The sequence below is a fragment of the Pseudomonas sp. GM60 genome (genome assembly GCF_000282415.1).
GTDB lineage: Bacteria > Pseudomonadota > Gammaproteobacteria > Pseudomonadales > Pseudomonadaceae > Aquipseudomonas > Aquipseudomonas migulae.
The window spans coordinates 1-22,367 of sequence record NZ_AKJI01000049.1; the positions used below are offsets into that span (position 1 = coordinate 1).

Sequence of the window (22,367 nt, forward strand, 5' to 3'; positions counted from 1 at the left end):
AGGGGCAAGAGCCCTTTGGTTACTTTGGGGCTTTTCCAAAGTGACTCGCCGTAAGGGCGAAACCAATAGCAGCCATAAACCCATAAACGGATATGCCCCCCATTGTTACGTTTCCTGCAAAGCTGAATCAGCCCCAGCCCCCTTTATCCATCACCACCAAGGACTAAACTTCAAGCATCAAAACCAACACCGAGCGCACAAAAATGAAAACCCTGAGCACCCTGTTTCTGACCCTGATCGCCACCTCAGCCATGGCCGCCAGCGAACCCGCTGCCACCCCGTACGACCCGGCGCAACCGCTGGACATCGCCAAGGTGGTTTCCGTGACCGACACCGCAACCGCGTGCGACGTCGTGCCGGCAACCATGGTCTACATCGACCATCAGGGCCAGACCCATCGCGTGACCTACCAAGTCATGGGCAACTGCACAAGCAACCTGTAACACCAGGCATCACACGATCAGCCGTTTCGCCTGCAACGCCAAATCATGCAGGCCGGCCAAACGCGCCATGATCCGCTCGACCACCTCGACCCTGGCCACCGCACCGCTTTGCAATTCCCCCATCGAATGCAAAGCCACTCCAGCCTTTTCCAGCCCCAGACGGGTGGAGCCGGATAACTGCTGAATCCCCTGGCGTGCATGCTCCGCCGACTGTTCCAGCCCCGTGGCGATTTGCCGGATCTGCGCACTGGAGTCCGCGGCCTGACGCGAGAGATTGCGCACCTCATCGGCGACCACCGCAAACCCTCGGCCATGACTGCCCGCCCTCGCCGCCTCGATTGCCGCGTTGAGCGCCAGCAAATTGGTCTGACGGGCGATGTCCTGGATGCTGCCGACAATCGCGCCGATGCGCATCGACTGACTGCCGAGCTCATCGAACACCTGATCCAGACGCTGCATGTAGAGATTCAGATCCTCCAGCACACTGGCCGAAGACTGCATGCTCTGCGCACTCGCCTTGACCCGATCGCCGGCCGTGCGCGCCAGTTGATTGGCAAAGCGCATGTCTTCCTCGGTTTGCAGCACCGACTCGGTCAATTGCTCCAGCTTGACCTGCAAGCCGATGTTGTAAGGCGGTTGTTCTTTTTCAATGGTCATAGCAGCGTCCAGGTGTAACTGAGGATCAGGCGGTTTTCGTCTATGTCACTGCGGTAGTTGGAACGGGCCATCACGTTGCGCACGCGAATCCCGAGGCCTTTGAGGCTGCCGTTTTGCAGCACGTAGCCGAGGTCGAGATCACGCTCGCGATCCTTGCCCTCGAACCCTTGCCCTGTGTCGACGTTATTACCGGAAATGTAACGCACGGTGCTGGTCAGCCCCGGCACACCGAGGGCGGCGAAGTCGTAGTCGTAACGCGCCTGCCAGGAGCGTTCGTCGGTAAAGGCAAACTCGTAGGTCGGCACTTCGTTGCCCAGCGGCGAGATGTTGGCGAAGACACGCGGGAATGCGCTGTCACCGAACATCCCCTGATAACCGACATAAAACGTGTGACCACCGCGCTTGGCCGACAGCAGCGAGAAGAACGCCTGGTTATCGATGTTGCCCAACAGCTTCTTGCCGTCTTCGCGCGAATCGTAATAACCAAGGTTGGCGCCCAGGGTCCAGTCGCCCATCGGCTGGCTGTGCTTGAGACCGAGAAAACGCTGGTTGTAGATATCTTCCAGTTGCCCGAACCAGGCGCTGACCGAGCTGCGTTTATCGTTGAAGGCGTAATCGGCGCCGGCAAAGTTGAAGCCATCACTGCTGACCTGGCGCTGCGGCACGTGGCCGAGCATGGCCTGCATTTTTTCGTCGCCCGCCTCGTTGCGCAGGCTGGTCGTGTTCAAGTGACCGCCTTGCAAAGTCAGGCCATTGATCTCACTGGAGCTGATGCTTGCACCTTGATAGCTGGGCGGCAGCAGACGGATATCGCTGAACGCCAGCACCGGCAGATTGGGTTGCAACTCCCCGACCTTCAGCTCGGTTTTGGAGTACCGCACCTTCAGCGCCGCTTCGAGACGGCTGTAATCATCTGCCGCGCGCCCGTCATCCTTGACCGGCAGCAAACCGGTATTGACCCGATCCGGGCTGCTGTCGAGTTTCAGGCCGAGCAGGCCGATCACATCCACACCAAACCCGAAGGGGCCCTGGGTGTAGCCGGATTTGACGTTAAGGATGAAGCCCTGCGCCCACTCTTCGGCCTTCGATTGTTTGTTCGCCCCGACGATGTCGGAGAAGTCCCGGCTGAAGTAGTAATTGCGTGCCTGCAAGGTGGCCGTGGTGTCTTCGATAAAGCCGCCCTCTGCCGCCATCGCACCGGTGGAGAAACCCGAGACGAGCGCCATGGACAACACGGAACCGGTTGTTGGAAGAATCTGATTCATCGTTTTTTCTCTTATTTTTATTGATCGACAGTTGGAAGTGCTTCAGCCGCCGCGCTTTCGCGACGGGCGTTTAACAACACATGGGTGACCATGCCGAAAATCAGTCCCCAAAAAGCCGCGGACAAACCCAACAACGACATGCCCGAAGCGGTGGTGAGAAAGGTCACCAGCGCGGCTTCGCGATCACTCGGCACCGCCATTGCGCCGGCCAGTGCCCCGGCAATCGCGGCGAACAGCGCCAGCCCGGCCAGCGCCGCGATCAGCTCTTTGGGGAACGCCGAAAACAGCGAAACCAGGGTGGCGCCGAAGATGCCCAGCAGCAGGTAACACAGCCCACCGACCACCCCGGCCACGTAGCGCTTGCCGGGATTTTCATGGGCCTCGCGACCGGTACAAATGGCTGCGGTGATCGCCGCCAGATTCAGCCCGTGGCAACCGAACGGTGCCAACAGCGCCGTGCCCAACGCACTGCTGGCGATGATCGGGCCGGACGGCGTCGCGTAACCGCTGGCCCGCAGCACCGCCATGCCGGGCACGAACTGGCCGGTCAGCGCGACCATCACCAGCGGCAAGGCAATGTTCAGCGTCGCGCTCAGGCTGAACACGGGCGTGATCCACACCGGCGTGGCCAACCCGATCACCAGCGCTTCGCTGTGCAAATCACCGCCGAGAAACGCCACCGAGCAGCCCACCAGCAGCACCATCACCACCGCATAACGCGGCATCAGCCGTTTGCAGATCAGGTACGTGGCAAACATCGCCAGCACCAGCAACGGTTTGCCCTGCAACGAGACAAACAACCCGGTGCCGAAACTGAACAGAATCCCCGCCAGCATCGCCGCCGCAACAGCCGCCGGCAGTTTGCCGATGATCCGGTCAAACGCCCCCGACACCCCGACCAGGAAAATGATCAGGCTGCTGACCAGGTACGCGCCCACCGCCTCCGGCATCGAGATCCCCGGCAACAGCGCCACCAACAATGCCGAGCCGGGCGCCGACCACGCGATGATCACCGGCACGCGGTAACGCAGGCTCAAACCGATACCGAGCACCGCACTGCCGATGGAAATCGCCCAGACCCACGACGACAACACTTCCCGCGACAGGTGTGCGGTCTCGGCCGCCTGGAAAATAATCACCAACGGGCCGGCATAGGAAATCACCGTGGCGATAAATCCGGCGACGGCCGCCGACAGGGAAAAATCCCGGACAAACGTTTTCATGAAGCTTCGCCGACAGACCCGTCTGGCGAACCGTTGCGCAGGCCCGACAGCGCTTGCCTGTGACTGCGCTGACTGCTGATCGCAAACACGGTCATGGCAATCGCGGCCACCGCGCCGGGCAAGGCAAACGCCATGAAGTTGAGTTGCAGCGGCAGGCTGATCCCGAGCAAGGCACCACCCAGCAGCGGCCCGACAATCGCACCGTTGCGTCCGATGCCCGAGGCCCAGCCCAGACCGGTGGAGCGAATGGTCATGGAGTAGAACTGCGCGGCGCAGGCGTACAACAGAATCTGCGAACCGATGGTGGTGGCGCCGGCGATGGCGATCAGCAGGTACAGCAGCGGCATCGGGCTGTTGAAACCGAGCAAGGTGATCGACACGGCGGCCACGGCGAAGAACACCGCCAACACTCGCGGCAGGTTAAGTTTGTCGCCCAGCACGCCGCCACCGACCGCGCCGAAAATGGCGCCGAAGTTGAGCACCAGCAGGAACGACAGGCTCGAACCCAGGCTGTAACCGGCGTTGGCCATCAGTTTCGGCAGCCAGGAACTCAAGGCGTAAACCATCAACAAGCAGCAGAAAAACGCCAGCCACAACATCAGCGTGCGCAGTGCGCGCCCTTCGCGAAACAGTTGCAGCACGGGGGTGCCGGTGCCCTTCACTTCGCTCATGTGCAGTTGATCACCGGACTGCGCGACGTACGCCGGATCGACCCGTTGAAGAATGGCGCGCGCCTCTTCATTGCGTCCCTGACGCAGCATGAAACCCACCGACTCGGGCAGGAAGTACATGATCAGCGGCAACAACACCAACGGCAGCACCGCGACGTAAAACACCGACTGCCAGCCGAAGCTCGGGATCAGCACGATGCCCAGTCCCGCCGAGAGCATGCCGCCCACGGAGTAGCCGCTGAACATGATCGCCACCAGCGTACTGCGGATTTTCTTCGGCGCGTACTCGTTCATCAGCGCCACGACGTTAGGCATCACCCCGCCAATGCCCAGGCCGGCGATGAACCGGCACAGGCCGAACTCGGTGGGGTTGCGGGCAAAACCGTTGAGCACGGTAAAACCGCTGAAGAGCATCACGCAGATCGTGATGGCTTTCTTGCGGCCGATCTTGTCCGAGAGCGGGCCGAAAAACAGCGCGCCGAACATCATTCCAAACAATGCGTAACTTCCCAGCGCGCCGGCCTGCAAGGGACTGAGCCCCCACTCCTTCATCAGCATCGGCAACACCACGCCGTAAATCACCAGATCGTAACCGTCGAAAATGATGATCAGGGCACACCAGAACAGCACCATCCAGTGGAAGCGGTTGAATCGAGCGTTGTCGATAACCTCATGTACGTCGATCTTGCGCATGGCATTCATCTCTTGTTGTTGTTTTATTCAGAACGTCGGTAAAGCGGCTAACGTCCCGTAAAGCCGAGGGTAAAGCTGCCAGGCGCGAGGCAATATCCGCTTTGCGCAGATCGCTATCCGTTTTGTGCAGGGCCCTGAAACGGGGGGGGGATGGGGCAATGGCGTGACAGGCTTTTGCTCTTCTCCGACAAACTGTCTTCTTTGCGAACGCATTTGAACGCTAAGCTTGGGCCTATGGATGACTCAGATTATTTACGCCTGCTGACCATTGCGGCCGAGCAAGCCAACGCGTTTCTTTCCAATGCCCGCAAATGGGAGCGTGAGCGTTGGGTGTGCCAGCGCCTGCTGCAAGGGCTGAACATTCCTTACCGCACCGACGAATTCGCGCCCGCCGGGGAGCCGCCGGACGTGCTGTTTCGCGAGGCGAACTTCGAAGTGTTTTTCGTGCTCGATGAAGGCCGGCGTCTCAACGATGAGTGGCGCGATGAACTACAACGCCGACGCAGTGCGTTTTCGCTGAGTTCGCTGGTGCGTCGCGAAGCCAAACCTAGGCGCATTCCGGCCAATGAATTCCTGCTGAGACTGGCGCCGACCTTGCGCAAAAAAGCGCACAACTACAAAGAGCGCGGCATGGACCTGGGCGAGCTGGACATCATCGCCTTCGCCAGCCTCAAGCGCGAAGTGCTCGACCTCAACAGCCATTTCCCGCCGCCCACCGAATACTTGCGTCAGGGCTGGCGCTCGTTGTCGCTGGTGGGTCCGACCTTCGCCCGTGTTTTATTTGCGCATCCCGACGCTCCGGATTTCCTGCGCAGCAACCTCGGCCGCAGCATCGTCTTCGATGTCGGGATCAGCCTGTGAGTCCATTGCAGGAACTGATCGCTGAAGTCCCGCAAACCGGCCGCGTACGCTGGATCGGCGTGCGCCCGCAGCCACACGTGCCCATGATCGAACTAGAGGCCGTGGAGGCGCGACTCGAGGCCGGGCTGACCGGCGATCGCGCCCGTCCCGGTGTGCGCAATGCGCGGCAGGTGACGCTGATTCAGTGGGAGCATCTGGCGGTGATCAACTCGCTGATGGGCCGCTCGGAAGATAATCCGCTGTTGCCTAATGATTTGCGGCGCAATCTCGTTATCAGTGGGATCAACCTGTTCAGCCTCAAGGGTCGCCGTTTCAAAATCGGCCAGGCGATTTTCGAAACCACCGGTTGGTGTCAGCCCTGCGCGCGCCTGCAAAACAACCTCGGCCCTGGCACCTTTCAGGCCGTTCGCGGACATGGCGGAATCACCGCACGAGTGTTACAAAGTGGAATCATTCGCCTGGACGATACGGTCAGCGTCGAGCCTGTTCCAGCGAGCGGCTATGCTCCGTTCAATGCGGGCTGATGTGTTACGCCGCCGCCCGCATGTAGCTTCCCCACATTCAGCAACGTCTACCCCTGACGAGGCCCGATATGACCAGCCGCCTGAACCCCGACGACCAAAAGCATGTCGAAGAGTACCTGCACCTGTCCCAGCACCGAGTCGAGCGCCGGCCTTTCCGGCCGTGGATGCTCCTGGTGGTGGTGCTGGCAGTGACTATTGGCCTGGGCCTGTTGAGCCGATTTATCAGTTACCTGACGCTATGAGCTGCATCGCGCTCGCTCGGGTAATTGCACCGATTTCTTTTAGCCTTGCGAGATATCCCCATGACTCATCGTATTGTCATCGTTGGCGGCGGCGCCGGCGGTCTGGAGTTGGCTACCCGTCTGGGTAAGACTCTGGGCAAACGCGGCACGGCCAGTGTGATGCTGGTCGACGCGAACCTGACCCACATCTGGAAACCGCTGTTGCATGAAGTGGCAGCCGGTTCCCTGAACTCTTCCGAAGACGAACTCAACTATGTTGCCCAGGCAAAATGGAACCACTTCGAGTTCCAGCTGGGGCGCATGAGCGGGCTTGATCGGGCACAGAAGAAAATCCAGCTGGCCGCCACCTATGACGAAGCTGGCCTGGAACTGGTGCCGGCGCGTGAAGTGCCGTACGACTCGCTGGTAATCGCCGTCGGCAGCACCACCAACGATTTCGGCACCCAGGGCGCGGCGCAACATTGCCTGTTCCTCGACACACGCAAACAGGCCGAGCGTTTCCACCAGCAACTACTCAACCACTATTTGCGCGCGCACGCCGGGCAGACGGATGTGGTGCAGCGGATCAGCGTCGCGATTGTCGGCGCCGGTGCCACGGGCGTCGAGCTGGCCGCCGAACTGCACAACGCCGCGCATGAACTGGCAGCTTACGGTCTGGACCGGATCAAACCGGAGAACATGCACATCACCTTGATCGAAGCCGGTCCACGGGTGCTGCCAGCATTGCCGGAACGCATTGGCGGGCCTGTGCATAAAACCCTGGAGAAACTCGGGGTCAATGTCATGACCAACGCAGCCGTTAGCGAAGTGACCGCCGACAGCCTGATCACCACCGACGGCAAAGTGATCAACGCCAGCCTGAAAGTCTGGGCCGCCGGGATTCGCGCGCCGGGTTTCCTCAAAGACATCGACGGTCTGGAAACCAACCGCATCAATCAGCTGCAAGTGCTGCCGACCCTGCAAACCACCCGCGACGAAAACATCTTCGCCTTCGGTGACTGCGCGGCCTGCCCGCAACCGGGCACCGATCGCAATGTGCCGCCGCGCGCCCAGGCTGCACATCAGCAGGCGTCGTTGCTGGCCAAATCGCTGAAACTGCGGATCGAAGGCAAGCCGCTGCCTGTGTATAAGTACACCGACTACGGTTCGTTGATTTCGCTGTCGCGTTTTTCGGCTGTGGGTAACTTGATGGGCAACCTGACCGGCAGCGTGATGCTCGAGGGTTGGCTGGCGCGGATGTTTTATGTGTCGCTGTACCGCATGCACCAGATGGCGCTGTATGGCGCGTTCCGTACGGCGATGTTGATGCTGGGCAGCAAGATTGGTCGCGGGACTGAGCCGCGCCTGAAGCTGCACTGAGTAAATGGCCGCCCCTACGCCAAGCGTGGGGGCGGCCATTCAGCATCCGTACTCAGTCAAACGCTGTCGTGACTGCCTGACTCCTGACGGCGCTGATGGATCAGATCGACAATCTGACACTCGGGTACGTAGCCGTTGACCGTATCGCCCAGCAACGTTCGAACCTGCACATAGTCATCCTCTGCGACAGCCTTCAGCAGCGCCGAAATCGCCACCTTGAAGTCCTCCCACGGCAGATGTTCCTCGTCGGCGCGCATGATCATCGAGTGTTCGGTTGGGGACACGTTGTCACCGATCAACAACTCCTCATAGAGCTTTTCGCCACGGCGCAGCCCGGTGAACTCGATTGCAATGTCCCCGTGGGGCCGCTCTTCGCTACGCAGGGAAAGGCCGGACAGGTGGACCATCTTTTCCGCCAGGTCGGCGATCTTCACCGGTTGCCCCATGTCGAGCACGAACACGTCACCACCCTGCCCCATGGAGCCTGCCTGGATCACCAGTTGCGCGGCCTCGGGAATGGTCATGAAATAGCGCGTCATGTTCGGATGGGTGACCGTGATCGGCCCACCATTCTTGATTTGCTCGCGAAACAGCGGGATCACCGAACCGGACGAACCCAGCACATTGCCGAATCGCACCATGGTGAACCGGGTCCCGTTGGTGCAAGGCGTCTTGAAGTGCTCACCCAGCAACAGCGGATGGGATTCACGGCTGAGGGCCTGCAGCGTCATCTCGGCCAGGCGCTTGGTGCATCCCATGACATTGGTCGGCCGCACGGCCTTGTCGGTGGAGATCAGCACGAAATGCTCAACGCCTGCCTGCACGGCCGCCTGCGCGGTCTGCAAGGTCCCGAAGACATTGTTCAGCACGCCTTCGGCAACGTTGTGTTCGACGATCGGCACATGTTTATAGGCCGCGGCGTGATAGACCGTTTTCACGCTCCAGGTGCGCATCACATCCAGCAAACGCTCACTGTTGCGAATCGAACCGAGGATCGGCACCAGCTCGACGTTCAGCCCCTCACTGTAAATCAACTTCTCCAGCTCGCTCTGGATGCTGTAGAGGTTGAATTCACTGTGTTCGAACAGGACCAGCGCCGTTGGTTTGCTGGTGAGGATTTGCCGACACAGTTCCGAACCGATGGAACCACCAGCGCCCGTCACCATGACGACCTGACCACGGATACAGCGCTCGAAAAGCGTCTGTTGTGCCGCAACCGTGTCTCGCCCGAGCAGGTCGATGATATCGACTTCCTGCAGATCACTGACACTGACCCGGCCACTGGCCAGGTCCATGAAATCCGGGATCGTCCGCACATGCACCGGGTAAGACTCAAGCGCCGCCAGGATATCGCGACGTCTGGCCCGCGACGCCGACGGGATGGCCAGCAATACTTCGGTTGCCCCGGTGTCTTCGATCAGCCTTTCAATACCCGAAAACGAATAGACCTTGAGCCCTGCGATCACCCGGTTCGCAATGCCTTTGTCATCGTCGATAAAGGCGACCGGACGCATTGCCTTGCCCATGCGCAGTGCCGCCACCAACTGATTACCCGCCGCCCCGCCACCATAAATGGCGACCTTGGTGGCGTCATCGTCCTGGCGCAAGAAAGGGACATGCTGCCCGGCGAGAAACCAGTTGCCGAGAAAATACTGGCGCATGAACAAACGCAGGCCACCGACCATCAACAAGCTCAACCACCAGTAATTGATGATCAGCGAGCGCGGCACCAGGACCTCAGGGCGATACAAATAGACATAGACCGTCAACAGCAGCGCCGACAGGGTCACGGCCTTGAAAATACTGAGCAGGGCGTCATTACCGAAGTAACGCATCACCGCACGATACAGGCCGAGGCGAACGAAGATGGGCACCGCGATGACCGGCGCGGCCGCGAACAGCCAGGCATAATCCCCGAAAGGGTCCACCGGACGCTCAATCCCGAGACGCACGACAAACGCCAGCCAGAGCGCAACCCAGACCAGCACAATGTCGGCCAGCAACTGCAAAACGCGCTTGTAACTACGCGGCAGGCCCAATAAACGCTCACGCATTACACAATTTTCCTTCGCTCGACTTCCTGTTTGCAATCCATCCGCTTCCTCTCACACTTACGGCTCCAGGAAGTCTTTCGCAGTCTTTGCCAACGCCCCGTCCACACCGATCGCCGGGGTCCATTCGAGCAACGCTTTGGTTTTTTCGATATCGACCTGCAGCGACCCGCAAAGACGCTGGGACAGGGCTTTTTTCCCAAGAAGCTGCGCGGTGCCGCTCAATAGCCACATCGGCAAGGGCAGCAAGCGCGCCGGCCGGCCCAACGCCCGGGCCATGCGTCGCAACAGTTCGCTGGTGGACAGGTCCTCATCGTCACTCACCAGGAATACCTGATTCGCAGCGGCGGGATGATGAATGCAGGTCACGATCAGGTCGACCAGATTGTCCAGCGCCACCAGACTGCGCTTGTTGGTAATGGCCCCCAGCGGCAATGGCACGCCTCTATTGAGCCAGCCCATCATGCTGCGGAAGTTGGCCTTGACCCCCGGACCGTAGACCAGAACCGGGCGAATGATCACCACTTCCATTCCGGTTTTCGCCGCCAGCGCCTGCAATCCTTGCTCGGCTTCGAGCTTGGAGACGCCATAGGGATCCAGCGGAGCAGGCTGGTCATCTGCCGAGTAAGGGTGGCCAGGCAGCGTGCCTTCACCGTTGACCTTGATCGAACTCAGGTAGATGAATCGCCGAACCCCGGACCGGGCTGCCTGTTCCGCCAGACGTAACGTCCCCTGCACATTGGCCCGCCGAAAAGCGGCCAGCGGATCGGCTTCGTTCTCGTTCATGACATGAACGCGGGCAGCACAGTGGATCACCACCTCAATGCCCTCAAGTGGCACCTGCCAATCGGTGCCAGGCTCAAGCCCGGACACCTGACACACCTGCAGGCCGGCCGGCACGTGTACCGGAGCCTGTCGATAGGCAGAACGCAGGGCAAACTGTGGGTCATCCAGCAGATGAGCCTGGACCGCGGCCCCGACAAAACCGCTGGCCCCCGTCAAAAGGACTCGCATCATAGTGGGCTCAAGCCTTGCTCCACACCGTGCGATTGATGTAATCGGTGTAACTCAGCACCACGCGAACCACCTGCAGCGAAACCGGTCCGCCCTGATAATCCGGCACCAGTGGCACCTTGCGCTGCTCGCGAGAATGCTGGCTGGTGACCACCCGCACCGCATCCATCACGGATTCGCGCTTCAGGCCGCTCATGATCAATGTTCCTTCATCCATCCCCTCGGGACGCTCATGGGCATTGCGCAGGGTGACGGCTGGCAGGTTCAGCAGTGAGGCTTCCTCGGTAATGGTGCCGCTGTCGGAAAGCACACAGAACGCCGACATCTGCAGTTTGATGTAGTCCAGCAAACCGAAAGGTTTGACGAACTGGATCAACGGGTGATCGAGCGATTCGCCCAAGGCTTCCAGACGCTTGCGCGTGCGCGGATGAGTCGAAACGATCACCGGGAAACCATAGTGATCGGCCAGGGCCCGCAAGGTATCCAGCAGATCGCGCAGGTTATCCGGCGTGTCGACGTTTTCTTCGCGGTGGGCGCTGACAATAAAGAACTTGTCCTGTTCGAGGCCGCTGCGTGCCAGCACATCGGACTGCTCGATCTTGGGCATGTAGTACTCGAGCACTTCCTGCATGTGCGAGCCGGTCTTGATGATCGTTTCAGGGCGAATACCCTCGGCGATCAGGTAACGGCGAGCATGCTCGGTCAGCACCATGTTGATGTCACTGAGGTGATCCAACACCTTGCGGTTCAGTTCTTCAGGCACCCGCTGATCGAAGCAGCGGTTACCCGCCTCCATGTGGAACACCGGGATCTTGCGCCGTTTGGCGGAGATCACTGCAAGGCAAGTATTGGTGTCGCCGTACAGCAGCAACGCATCAGGCTTTTCCAGTTCGAAGATTTCATCCGACTTGGCGATGACTTCGGCGATGGTCTTGGCGGCCGTATCGCCGGCAGCACCGAGGAAATGATCCGGCTTGCGGATTTCCAGGTCATCGAAGAACACCTGATTGAGCTCGTAATCGTAGTTCTGCCCGGAGTGCACCAGGACATGATTAACCTGGCGATCCAGTTCGGCGATGACCCGGCTCATCTTGATCAGCTCGGGACGTGTACCGACCAGCGTCATGACCTTAAGCATCGAGTTGCTCCTTGATGTAATCGAGTTTCAGCAACAGTTCCTTGATACCCTTTACATCCAGGCGCTCTGTATTGTGCGAGGTGTAGTCGTCGAACTCGGATATACGCTCCTCGCCCTCGACAAAGTACTTGTTGTAGTTCAGGTCACGGTTGTCCGCCGGAATCCGGTAGTAACGCCCCATGTCCTCGGCCTTGGCCATTTCCTCGCGGGAAACCAGCGACTCGTACAGTTTCTCGCCATGGCGAGTACCGATCACCTTGACATCGTTTTTCTTGCCGAACAGTTGCTTGAGCGCTTCGGCCAGATCGCCGACTGTCGAGGCCGGGGCTTTCTGGACGAACAAATCGCCTTGCTGGCCGTGCTCGAACGCATGCAGAACCAGATCAACCGAATCTTCAAGCGACATGAGGAAGCGCGTCATTTCCGGGTCGGTCACCGTCAGCGCACCACCCGTGCGAAGCTGGTCAACGAACAAAGGAATCACCGAACCGCGCGAGGCCATGACGTTGCCATAACGGGTCGCGCAAATGACCGGGCCATCGGCCGGGATCATGCGCGACTTGGCGACCATCAACTTCTCGGACATGGCCTTGGAGATACCCATGGCGTTGATCGGATAGACCGCCTTGTCGGTGCTCAATACCACAACCCGCTGCACACCGCTGGCGATGGCGGCATTGAGCACGTTCTCAGTACCCAGCACGTTGGTGCGCACCGCTTCCATCGGATAGAACTCGCAGGACGGAACCTGCTTCAGCGCCGCTGCGTGGAAGATGTAATCCACCCCGACCATCGCCTGACGCAAGCTGTCGTAATCGCGAACATCACCGATGTAGAACTTGACCTTGTCATTGGCCAGGGCGATGCGCATGTCTTCCTGCTTCTTCTCGTCACGACTGAAGATGCGAATCTCGCGCACAGCGGTATTGAGAAAACGCTTGAGGACCGTATGACCGAAAGAACCGGTGCCACCGGTGATCATCAATACCTTGTCGTCGAACATGTAAACCTTCCGAATTCGTTAGCGAGTGGCGTGCATCAGCTCGATGAGCCGAGACCAGGTTGGGGCTTTGTATCCAGTAGCCTGAGTGAAGCGTTCGCTGTTGAGCGACCGATCGATCACCAGTGCCGAGTCCGGGCGGATCTCGATGGACTTGCCGTATTGGCTGGCAATCAGGGTCAACAGGTCCAGCTTGGCAATCGGTTCTGCGGCGACATGATACAGGCCATTGAGCTCCGGGTGCGGCAGGACGAAGTCTTTCATGACACGGGCCAGCTCAGCGGTGGGCAACCCGGAGAAAATAGCCCGGGAAAAACCTTTAACGCTGCCCTCCTGCGCCAGAAACCAATCGACCAGCGAGTGATTGGAGCTCAACTCGTGCCCGATGATCGAGGTGCGCAGGGTGATCGCGTTGGGCTGATCGTGCAGTTCGCCGATGTACTTGGACTTGCCATACAGATCTTCGGCATCCGACAGATCGCTTTCCAGGTAGCCGCCCTTGCTTCCCGAGAAGACGCAATCGGTGCTGATATGGATCAGCCGGGCGCCACTCAAGGCGCACAGCCGCGCGAGTCGGTGCGGCAACATGGCGTTGATCGGCAGCGCAGACAGGGGGTCCTTCGCGTCGGCGAGTTGCTTGATCAGCCCGACACAGTTGATGACGACGTCCGGGCGCACTTTCGCCAAAACCGCGACGAGCGCGTCCTGATCGAGTACATCCACGCCACTGAGCAGACGCTCCTGGCTTTGCGGCGCAAAGTGCCGCAGCGCAGCGCCACTGCGCACGGTGCCCCATGTTTCATGTTCGGCATCGGCAGAGAACGCTCGAAACACGGCGCTGCCGAGCATGCCGGTTACACCCAGAATCAAAATCTTCATAGTTATCCTTAAACGTCGGGCGGACTTAACGGCGTCCCGAAAAACCAGCCAATCTAAGCCTCAAGCGCGCCAGCAATTGCCGAGCGAAGAGTCGCTCGTCAGAGCGCATGATCAAGAAACTGAACAGTACTGCCGGCAAGATCAGCGTGAAATGCCAGGAATAGAGTTCCCGATCGTTCCAGCAAAGCCAAGCGGAAAGGGCGACCAGTAAAAATCCACCCAACCAGTACAAAAGCCTTCTTCCCTCCAACGACACGCCATGACACGTCCACAGACGCCACGTCAGGAATGCAAGGTAAAACACATAACTCACCAGGTACGCGAAGCCGACCCACTCCAGCCCATGCGATAACAGCAAAAGCGACATCGACATGAAAATGATACTCCAAAGGCCCTCGGCCAGCGCGAAGCCCTTCATATCCGCTCGCGCTACCAGTGCCGTTGAAATAACCCAGCCCAAGACCCTGACAAAATCGCCTATGAGGACCCAGCGCAGTACGTTTAGAGAGGGGAGAAACTCATGACTGAACAGCACAGAAACAATCAGTGGCTTCATGACCACCAGACCGGTGATCAGCGGCAAGGAAATCAATAGCGAAAAATGAAACGCCTTGGCTAACGCCGAACGCATTTCAGCGCCAGTGCCTACCTGGCTGAGTTCCGGCAACAGATAACTCTGTAATGACGTAAGGAACAGGGCCAGATACATGGCACTGATGCTCCAGGCCGCATCGAACTGCCCCGCGCCTTCCAGCCCGTAGAGCCGCACAATGTAACTACGCACGATCAAAACGCTGCCAAGCGTCAGGAACAATGACAGTAATGAAGGCAACGCTACTCGCAAAAACCGCACGGTGGCGTTCCAGGTAGCACCACTTGGCGCAACCGCCGTCAAACCTTGAAAGTATCCCTGACGGCGCACGAAGATGAACGCTGCAAGCAATCCGAGTAGAGGCCCGCCGGCAAGCAGCAGAACCATGATATTGGGGTATCCGCGAGCGTAGACCAACCCGACCGGCAGTGCGACGAGGGCAGCCCCCAGGCCTGTCAGCATGGTGACGATGCTCAGTGCACCGAACTGCATTTCAGCAGTCAGCACGCCTCGAAAGAAGAACAGCAGTGCCCCGAGAACTATAGGGATGACCAGCCAGCGAATAGCAGAAGCATGCTCACCTGCAAAAATCCAGGCGGCAATAAAATCCGCGGAAATCAATATGGCTGCCGAAAGTAAAAGACTCGCCAGAACAAACACATAGAAGGACGACAAAAAGAACTGCTGCCTGGCCACGCCCTGATGACTGCTCAAGCCCTGAACAACCGCGTTCTGTCCACCTATCGACGCTACCGACGAAAGCATTTGCTGCAAATGCCGCAAAACCGAGTACAGCCCGACGCCGGCAGGCCCCGCCAACACAGCCAACAACTTGACGGCAACCGCCCCCAGTAACAGACCGAAGAATTGCCCAACGGCAGTCTTTAATGTAGACACCGCCATGCCTGGCTTCATTTATCACCACCAGTTTTACTAATAGCGGGCGAGGCGGCGTGCCTTTCAAAAAGTAGAAAAGCCAACACCACATATATAAAGAGTCCGCCACTGAGAAGCGTAGCGGTCAGTGAACTCACTGACGCAACAAAGAAACAAACAACACTCGACACCATCAAGACCCGACTACCAGAGGAAAATATACAGGCCGCACAAAATGTGAAAATAAGGCAGTACAACACCACCCCAACCCACCCAAACGCAAGTTTGGCATCTACGAAAAAAACGGTATTGGACGCACCAGCACCACCGGGAGAGGCACCAAACTCATACACATAAACCATTTTCTCAACAAGCATTTTAGGCTCACCATAAAGATGGTGAATAAAACTCACCGAGCGGCCTAGAGTAAGTTCGCCATCGAGCACTGTTCGATGAAAGCCAAGCCAGTCATAAGCTGTTATGTAGGGAATCCATACGATTCTGTTCAACAAGATCAATAGCTTGCCCGATACCGCAGTTGGATTGACTGGAGAGGTTTCAAACTTGAGCTTGGCTTGGATCATATCCGGCAAAAAGAAACGTCCGGGCCGCCCCATGGCTTCTTGAATCGGCATACCTGGAGGTACGGAGACCTGCTGGGCTGCAGGGTCCTCGACAACCCTAGCCACGTTCCGCGACTGCGAATCCCCAATCCCGCCCATAGCGAGAACAGTCAATACACCCATGCTAGTTAACATTAAAATCGCTGCAGCAAGCACACTCGACCAACGCTTCGAAACAAAAAAATATAATATACTCGGCAGAAAAATAAAGACTGGCGCCGCCTTTTCCAATGACAACATTGAAAACACAAGCAACGCCCCCAGAAGCCAATATCTCAGCTTGGACTTGGTAACAAATGCCGCCACCAAAACCAGAGGCATTACTGAACGCCCTAAAATAAAAACCGCATATCTAAGCAAACTTTCATAACCTTCCAAACCCGCCAAAAACTGACCGCGAGCCTGAGCAATCTCCATCAATGTACCGCCTTTAAGTGCAACAACTACAGGCACAACATCGACTAGATACACAGCATAACCAAGACTCGCTGCATATATACAGAACGCGAGAAGCGACAGACGATACCAAAATGCATTAGAAACGCTAAACCAACGAGATGACTTCTTTGCCAAAGACAAAAATATCTTCGAAAAAAAACCATAAGAAGAAAAATAAATCACAGAAAACAACAAAATCAGAAAAAGAAGCTCGACAGCTTCTCTATCACGAAAAAAAACCAACCCGAGCAATGATGCCGGGAAATAAATCATTCCAATTAAGAAAACAGGAAGGGCTTTAATACCCACAGAAAAATAGCTCAAGAGACACCTTCCCAATCACTTAAAAAGAAAAAAACACAAAAAGCCGACACAACATTCATGATAATAGACGAATCAAATTGGCCACTTGGGACGGCATATCAAAATTCACGTCAAAATAGTCTCGACCCGATTTCCCCATGGCCTCACGCTCGGCGGCACTGAGCGCCTGCAGGCGACGAATGTTTTCCACCAGAGGCAAAGCCTGCTCGGCCGCCGACGCCAAACCCGCGCCGGCCTCTAAGACAACCCGTGCGCCCTCCCCATTGATACTGGCAAGAATCGGTCGACCCGCGGCCAGATACGCCTGAATCTTGCTCGGCACCGTTTGTGCAAAAGCTTCGTTATCGTTGAGCGAAACAAGCAATGCAGATGACTTTTCAAAAATTTGCGGCATCGCTTGCGGCGCAAAGCGTCCGGCCAGAATGAGGTTATTCAAACCAAGGGCCTGCTGTTGTGACTTGAGCCACGCCAGGCGGCTTCCGCTTCCAACCAGAACCAGTCGGATCTGCGGATCATCACGCAAGTGACCGGCGGCCTCCACGAGGGTATCCAAAGCCTGCGCAGTCCCCAGATTGCCGGCAAAAACCACGCAAAAATACTGGTCCAGCAGTTCGCTAAGTTCAGCGGGAACAGGCACCAAATCCACAGGCGAATTGGCATCCATGGAGTTGGGGTAGTAAACGATTTTCTCACGATCAGCGTAGCGCGAAACCGGTTCAAAAAAGGCACGCGACTGCACCAACAAGATATCGCAGCAGCGATAGATGCCTTTTACCAGCCACCCCACCGCCCTGAGTGCATGAGGATTGTGGATAAAGCCAGTGGCCTTGAGGCTTTCCGGCCACAGATCCTGAACCCACAAAGCAAGCTTTGCCTTCTTCAGCCACTTCAGTGGAATCGCCGGAATGGCCTGCAAGACAGGCGACGGAGCGAAAACCAGAATCGCGTCAAACTCTCGCTTGCGCAGCATCCAGGGCAAAAACAGCAAGCCAGCCAGGACAAACGACAGGTAATTGAGTATCAGGTTTTTCGCCCCGCCTTCCCCACGCGGCCAGAGCGGTACTCGAAGCACATCAATCTTCCCGAGATATCGCTCGTACTGCGTCCCTCTCGCGCTGTAGCCATCAAAAATCTTGCCATCCGGATAGTTAGGCTTGCCAGTAGCCACGACGACTTCATGCCCCTGCTCATCGAGGGTGCGCACAATGTCGTTGATAATAAAACTTTCGGGCCAAAAGTATTGGGAGAGAACGAGAATCTTCATAGGTAATCAGGGGAATTCAATCAAGGATCCTGGCAACGTGATCGGCAATGGCAAGGCTGGCAGTCAGCCCCGGGGATTCTATCCCATAAAGGTTAACCAGTCCGGGCAGGCTATGGGTTTGTGGATCCTGAATCAGGAAATCTGCGGCTGGCTGCCCTGGCCCGGAGAGTTTAGGTCGGATACCGCAGTAACCGGGCGTCAGGCGCTGCGGATCAAGCCCCGGAAAATAGCGACGGATCGCCAGGGCAAAATCGTTTCTGAGTTCTTCTTCGACCTGATAGTCGATGGTGTCGGTCCAGGCAACATCCGGCCCGAATCTCACTTGCCCGCCCATATCGAGCGTTGCATGCACGCCGAGGCCCGCCGTGTTCACTTCCGGCATCGGGTACACAAGACGCGAAAATGGCGAACGCCCGCTGTAGGAAAAATAGCGCCCCCGGCACCATCGGGTTTGCGGCACATGACGCGCCTCAAGGCCGTCGATGCGCGACGCCAGTTGACTGGCAAACAGCCCCGCCGCGTTTATCACCCGCTGTACATCCAGGGAGAAAGACTCGCCGCAGCTCTCACCCTCCACCAGCCAGTGCTCGCCATTGTGCTGTAACCCCAAGACTCGGGTCTCCAGCGCCAGATCCGCACCGTGTCGTTGCGCGTCGCCAAGCAAGGACTGCAAGTAGGCATGGCTATCAATAATGCCAGTGTCTGCCGAGAGCAAAGCCGCCACGCCGGCGACCGCTGGTTCCATTTGACGAAGTTGCGCCGCACTGACTTCCTGCAACGAGTCCACACCCGATTGCACCGCATTCTTTTGAAGGGCATCAAGCGCAGCGATTTCATCCGGGTTCACCGCGACCAGCAATTTGCCGATCCGCCGATGCTCCACATGATGGTCCGCGCACCAGCGATACAGCAAATCGCGCCCCTCCACACACAGACGTGCTTTCAACGATCCGGGCGGGTAGTAGATGCCGGCGTGAATGACTTCCGAGTTGCGACTGGAGGTATGCGAGCCAATCCAGCGCTCCTCTTCAACCACCAGCACACGCTGCCCGGAGCGCGCCAGGCGCGAAGCGCAGGCCAGCCCGATGACACCGGCGCCGATGACGAGACAATCGTAAGAACTCATATCGCGAGTGCCTTGTAAGAATCAGGATTTGGAAAGAAGACGCAGGTAAACGTCGTGCATCAACTGCGCGTTGGCTTCGATCGCAAAGTTTTCCTCTGCCCACTGGCGAGCCTGGCGGCCCAGTGTCTGGCGAAAGACGTGGTCCTCTGCCAAACGTTGCAAGGCATCGGCAAGCAGCTCCGGGTCGGGCCGCGGGATTGCCAGTCCGGTCACTTCGTGCAACAGCGCGTCCGGCACAGGATCTGTCACCGCCACCACGCTTGGAATCGAATAGAACGCAGCCTCGAATACGGGTCGGCCAGCCGCATCCAGATGAGAGGGAAAGCAGAGAATATCGAGCTGCGGATACAACGACCTGACGTCTGCGACGAACCCCAGCATACGGACCTGTTCCTGCAATCCGTGTTCGCTGATCATCTGTTCAACATTGGCACGCACATCATCGGCAAAACCCAGCTTGCGCAGCGCCCATGCCTTCAACCCGGTGAGCTTGCGAGCGTTTTCCCCGGCTATCAGACACTCAATATTGACCTTGCGCGTCTTCAGGATACGCATCGCCTCGATCAGCTCATAAATGCCTTTGAGCGGAATCAGAACGCCGAGAAACCCGACACGCACGGGCTCCCCGGCGTGTCGCGAAGGCCGAGTCTGTACGTCGTTTTCAATACCAAGGCCGTTGTGCACGATGCTCAGGGGCAAGTCTGCCGGTAGCGTTGCTGCGACCGTATGATCGATCGGCACGACAGCCTCGGCATGTCGTCGCAACAATGCATTGACCAACCGGGTACGCAAGCCGGACCCCGGCGCGCGTTGCAGGGAGCGCACATGCACCAGCATCGGCACCCGCAACAGCCATTTGGCAACGATGGCCAAGGGCAGCAATGTCACTTCGTTAACGTGCAATAAATCGAACTTTTCGTGGCGCAAGCGCCAGATCGCGGCCAATGAAAACGGCAGCAGGAAGACCTCTCGCAGCAGGATTATCCAGCGTAGACGGCGATAGTGGCTGAAACGCGTATTGTCGAACTGGCTGAGCCCTTTGACCTTGCGTACGTCCATGCCGGCTTTGACAAAAGCCTCGCAAACCGGACCGTCAGGTGTCACGACCGTGCCCTGCACACCCAGCGCGTGCAATCGGGTAAACAGTTCGATAAGGCTCTTTGAGGCGCCACCGAATGCCGCGGCAGGATGCAGGTAAAGTACCCGTGGTAATGACTCACTCATCGCAAGCTACCGTACCAGCGGGCGAAGTTGACCCAGCGCCAGACCTGCCAAGTATAGGGGCGACGCCCCGCAACAACTGCGTCGAAATGCTCAAGCAACTTGGCCTGGTCAAGAAATGGCAGACCCAGATCCTCTTCCAGCCAAGGTCGCAGCGTATCGGCCATGCCCATCAGCCATTGCTGCTCGGGCGTCGCGAAACCGATCTTGTCACGACGATCCAGCACCTCGGCCGGCACGATCCCGCGCAATGCCGAGCGCAGAAGGTGCTTGGTCTCACCACCCGGCGAAACCAGGTATTCCTCTGGCAATGACAGCATGAAGTCGGACAAGTCAGTGGTCAGGAACGGTACGCGGCTCTCCACCGAGAAACGCATCGAGTTGCGATCACCGTGGCGAAGCAGGCCGAGCAGGCCACGCGTATTCAACGAGGTTGCCAACGTGCTCATCATGCGTCGCCCCGACAGGCTTTGCTGTGGCGCATGCTTCGGAAAACCAAGATGCACACCGCTTTCACGCAGCGGGCCGGGGCGGATCCACGCAGGGCAATTGTCCATACCGTTAAGCCCTCGCAACAGATCGTGCAAGCGGCCATCACTGTACTCGCCAACAACCCGTTTCAGACCTTCAAGCCGGCTACGTCCAGGCCATTGCGACCATTGATTCAAAAAGCTCCAGGCTTCGCGGTACTGCCCTTTTTCCAGCAGACTGCGGATACGCTGCCCCGCATAACCGCTGTAGCCACCCTGATTCTCGTCGGCGCCCTGCCCTTCCAGAGTCACGGTGATGCCCTGCTCCTTGGCCTTCCTGAAAACGCGATACTGAGCGTAGATACTCGTGCTGCCGAACGGCTCCCCTTGGGCGGCAATCAGGTCTTCGAGATCAGCCGCCAGTTCGTCTCCAGAAACAATCACCTTATGCGCCTTGGCGCCGACATGGGCATTGATCTTGTCTACCCAGCTTTCTTCGCTGACGACGCTGCCCCGGGCAATGTAGCTGAACGTGTTGATATCCGAGTCCGGTTCCAGGTGACGCATGGCGCAGACGATTGCGGAAGAATCGACACCTCCGGACAGAGCTGCGCCGACCGGCACATCACTGCGCATATGCAGGCGCACGTTGTCGAGAAACATCTCCCGCAGCTGATCGCTGGCGCTGGCAAAGCTGATCGATTGGGTCTGTACGATGGAAGGCTTCCACCAGGTCTCGGGACTGGACACCTTGAGCGTGGCCAGGTCGACAGTCAGCAGTTGACCCGGAAGCAGGCTGACCACGCCCTCGATGAAGCTTTCCTGACCAAAGTCATATTCGCCATGTACCAGATAATCGTAGGCACGCTGCCAATTCAGCGTTGAGCGCTGACTCTTCAGCGCTCGCAGGGCGGGTAGCTCTGAGCCGAAGATGAACGCGCCATCCTCCAGCGCATAGAAGAACGGCTTGATGCCGAATGCATCTCGAACACAGGTCAGTGAGTTTTCCTGACGATCAAACACCACGAAGGCAAACATGCCCTTGAACCGAGGCAACGCTGCTTTGCCCCATTGGCTCCAGGCGGCCAGCAACACTTCAGTGTCCGAATGCGTGCGAAAGCGTGCCCCAAGGGCCTCCAGCTCCACCCGCAATTCGAGGTAGTTATAGATCTCGCCATTGAACACCAGCCCGAATCGTTGATCGGCGGAGTACATCGGTTGCTGACCTGAACTGGAAAGGTCAATGATCGCGAGGCGCGTATGGCCGAGAACGACCGCACCCTCGCCGACGGGATGACGATCAAAGCCTTGGTGATCCGGGCCTCGAAGACGCATCGCGGCTAATGCAGTATCGATTCGTTGATCCAGCTCCGCAGGTGCAGCCCGCCAGAATCCCCCTGTAATTCCACACAT

General features: G+C 58.1%; 19 protein-coding genes and 1 pseudogene. 5 read left to right on the plus strand and 15 right to left on the minus strand.

What is annotated here, in order from left to right:
- Positions 1 to 203: 203 nt before the first annotated feature.
- Positions 204 to 443, plus strand: coding sequence for a DUF2790 domain-containing protein (locus tag PMI32_RS16325; RefSeq protein ID WP_008028718.1), 240 nt, complete (start codon positions 204 to 206; stop codon positions 441 to 443).
- Positions 444 to 452: 9 nt separating this feature from the next.
- On the opposite strand, the pseudogene PMI32_RS31085 reads toward PMI32_RS16325, so the two are convergent.
- From PMI32_RS31085 to PMI32_RS16305, 4 genes and pseudogenes are all read right to left on the minus strand, one after another.
- Positions 453 to 854 (minus strand): annotated as a pseudogene (locus tag PMI32_RS31085) (methyl-accepting chemotaxis protein); the annotation flags it as partial.
- A gap of 242 nt (positions 855 to 1,096) precedes the next feature.
- Entirely contained in the window at positions 1,097 to 2,365 is a 1,269-nt protein-coding gene (locus tag PMI32_RS16315; protein ID WP_008028721.1) for an OprD family porin, read from the minus strand.
- A gap of 17 nt (positions 2,366 to 2,382) precedes the next feature.
- Positions 2,383 to 3,588: a benzoate/H(+) symporter BenE family transporter gene (locus PMI32_RS16310; RefSeq protein WP_008028723.1), complete on the minus strand. Its 1,206-nt coding sequence runs from the start codon at positions 3,586 to 3,588 to the stop codon at positions 2,383 to 2,385.
- Positions 3,585 to 4,952 carry an aromatic acid/H+ symport family MFS transporter gene (locus PMI32_RS16305; protein ID WP_008028725.1) on the minus strand — a complete coding sequence of 456 codons (1,368 nt, stop codon included), beginning with the start codon at positions 4,950 to 4,952 and terminating at the stop codon, positions 3,585 to 3,587. Before PMI32_RS16305 ends, PMI32_RS16310 begins: the two co-directional genes overlap by 4 nt.
- Positions 4,953 to 5,186: 234 nt before the next feature.
- Between PMI32_RS16305 and PMI32_RS16300 the strand changes: the two genes are divergently transcribed.
- The 4 genes from PMI32_RS16300 to PMI32_RS16285 all read left to right on the plus strand — a co-directional run bounded on the left by PMI32_RS16300 (position 5,187) and on the right by PMI32_RS16285 (position 7,938).
- Positions 5,187 to 5,813 carry a DUF1780 domain-containing protein gene (locus tag PMI32_RS16300; protein WP_032828736.1) on the plus strand — a complete coding sequence of 209 codons (627 nt, stop codon included), beginning with the start codon at positions 5,187 to 5,189 and terminating at the stop codon, positions 5,811 to 5,813.
- A complete protein-coding gene (locus PMI32_RS16295) occupies positions 5,810 to 6,337 on the plus strand; it encodes an MOSC domain-containing protein (protein WP_008028728.1) in 528 nt (175 codons plus the stop codon). Before PMI32_RS16300 ends, PMI32_RS16295 begins: the two co-directional genes overlap by 4 nt.
- Before the next feature lie 68 nt (positions 6,338 to 6,405).
- Positions 6,406 to 6,579, plus strand: a complete 174-nt coding sequence (locus tag PMI32_RS16290; protein ID WP_008028730.1) for a DUF3094 domain-containing protein — start codon at positions 6,406 to 6,408, stop codon at positions 6,577 to 6,579.
- 60 nt (positions 6,580 to 6,639) lie between these two features.
- Entirely contained in the window at positions 6,640 to 7,938 is a 1,299-nt protein-coding gene (locus tag PMI32_RS16285; protein WP_008028732.1) for an NAD(P)/FAD-dependent oxidoreductase, read from the plus strand.
- A 56-nt stretch (positions 7,939 to 7,994) separates the two neighbouring features.
- Here PMI32_RS16285 and PMI32_RS16280 read toward each other — a convergent pair whose 3' ends face one another.
- From PMI32_RS16280 to asnB, 11 genes are read right to left on the minus strand one after another with little or no spacing between them, the layout of a single operon-like run.
- Positions 7,995 to 9,992 carry a polysaccharide biosynthesis protein gene (locus tag PMI32_RS16280; RefSeq protein ID WP_008028734.1) on the minus strand — a complete coding sequence of 666 codons (1,998 nt, stop codon included), beginning with the start codon at positions 9,990 to 9,992 and terminating at the stop codon, positions 7,995 to 7,997.
- Between the two features lie 57 nt (positions 9,993 to 10,049).
- Positions 10,050 to 11,006, minus strand: a complete 957-nt coding sequence (locus tag PMI32_RS16275; protein ID WP_008028735.1) for a UDP-glucose 4-epimerase family protein — start codon at positions 11,004 to 11,006, stop codon at positions 10,050 to 10,052.
- A gap of 7 nt (positions 11,007 to 11,013) precedes the next feature.
- Positions 11,014 to 12,141 (minus strand): non-hydrolyzing UDP-N-acetylglucosamine 2-epimerase, encoded by a 1,128-nt coding sequence (gene wecB, locus PMI32_RS16270; RefSeq protein WP_008028737.1) that lies wholly within the window; start codon positions 12,139 to 12,141, stop codon positions 11,014 to 11,016.
- Positions 12,134 to 13,144, minus strand: coding sequence for a polysaccharide biosynthesis protein (locus PMI32_RS16265; RefSeq protein WP_008028739.1), 1,011 nt, complete (start codon positions 13,142 to 13,144; stop codon positions 12,134 to 12,136). Before PMI32_RS16265 ends, wecB begins: the two co-directional genes overlap by 8 nt.
- 18 nt (positions 13,145 to 13,162) lie before the next feature.
- Positions 13,163 to 14,020 carry a dTDP-4-dehydrorhamnose reductase family protein gene (locus tag PMI32_RS16260; protein ID WP_008028741.1) on the minus strand — a complete coding sequence of 286 codons (858 nt, stop codon included), beginning with the start codon at positions 14,018 to 14,020 and terminating at the stop codon, positions 13,163 to 13,165.
- Between the two features lie 25 nt (positions 14,021 to 14,045).
- The gene (locus PMI32_RS16255; protein WP_008028745.1) at positions 14,046 to 15,527 is read right to left on the minus strand and encodes an oligosaccharide flippase family protein; all 1,482 of its coding nucleotides are present in this window, start codon (positions 15,525 to 15,527) and stop codon (positions 14,046 to 14,048) included.
- Positions 15,524 to 16,873 (minus strand): hypothetical protein, encoded by a 1,350-nt coding sequence (locus tag PMI32_RS0128825; RefSeq protein WP_008028747.1) that lies wholly within the window; start codon positions 16,871 to 16,873, stop codon positions 15,524 to 15,526. The genes PMI32_RS16255 and PMI32_RS0128825 overlap by 4 nt, the downstream gene beginning before the upstream one ends.
- Positions 16,874 to 16,928: 55 nt before the next feature.
- Entirely contained in the window at positions 16,929 to 18,137 is a 1,209-nt protein-coding gene (locus tag PMI32_RS16250) for a glycosyltransferase family 4 protein (protein ID WP_008028749.1), read from the minus strand.
- A 16-nt stretch (positions 18,138 to 18,153) separates the two neighbouring features.
- Positions 18,154 to 19,263: an NAD(P)/FAD-dependent oxidoreductase gene (locus tag PMI32_RS16245; protein ID WP_008028750.1), complete on the minus strand. Its 1,110-nt coding sequence runs from the start codon at positions 19,261 to 19,263 to the stop codon at positions 18,154 to 18,156.
- A 21-nt stretch (positions 19,264 to 19,284) separates the two neighbouring features.
- A complete protein-coding gene (locus PMI32_RS16240; protein WP_008028753.1) occupies positions 19,285 to 20,487 on the minus strand; it encodes a glycosyltransferase family 4 protein in 1,203 nt (400 codons plus the stop codon).
- A complete protein-coding gene (gene asnB, locus PMI32_RS16235; RefSeq protein ID WP_032828739.1) occupies positions 20,484 to 22,367 on the minus strand; it encodes an asparagine synthase (glutamine-hydrolyzing) in 1,884 nt (627 codons plus the stop codon). Before asnB ends, PMI32_RS16240 begins: the two co-directional genes overlap by 4 nt.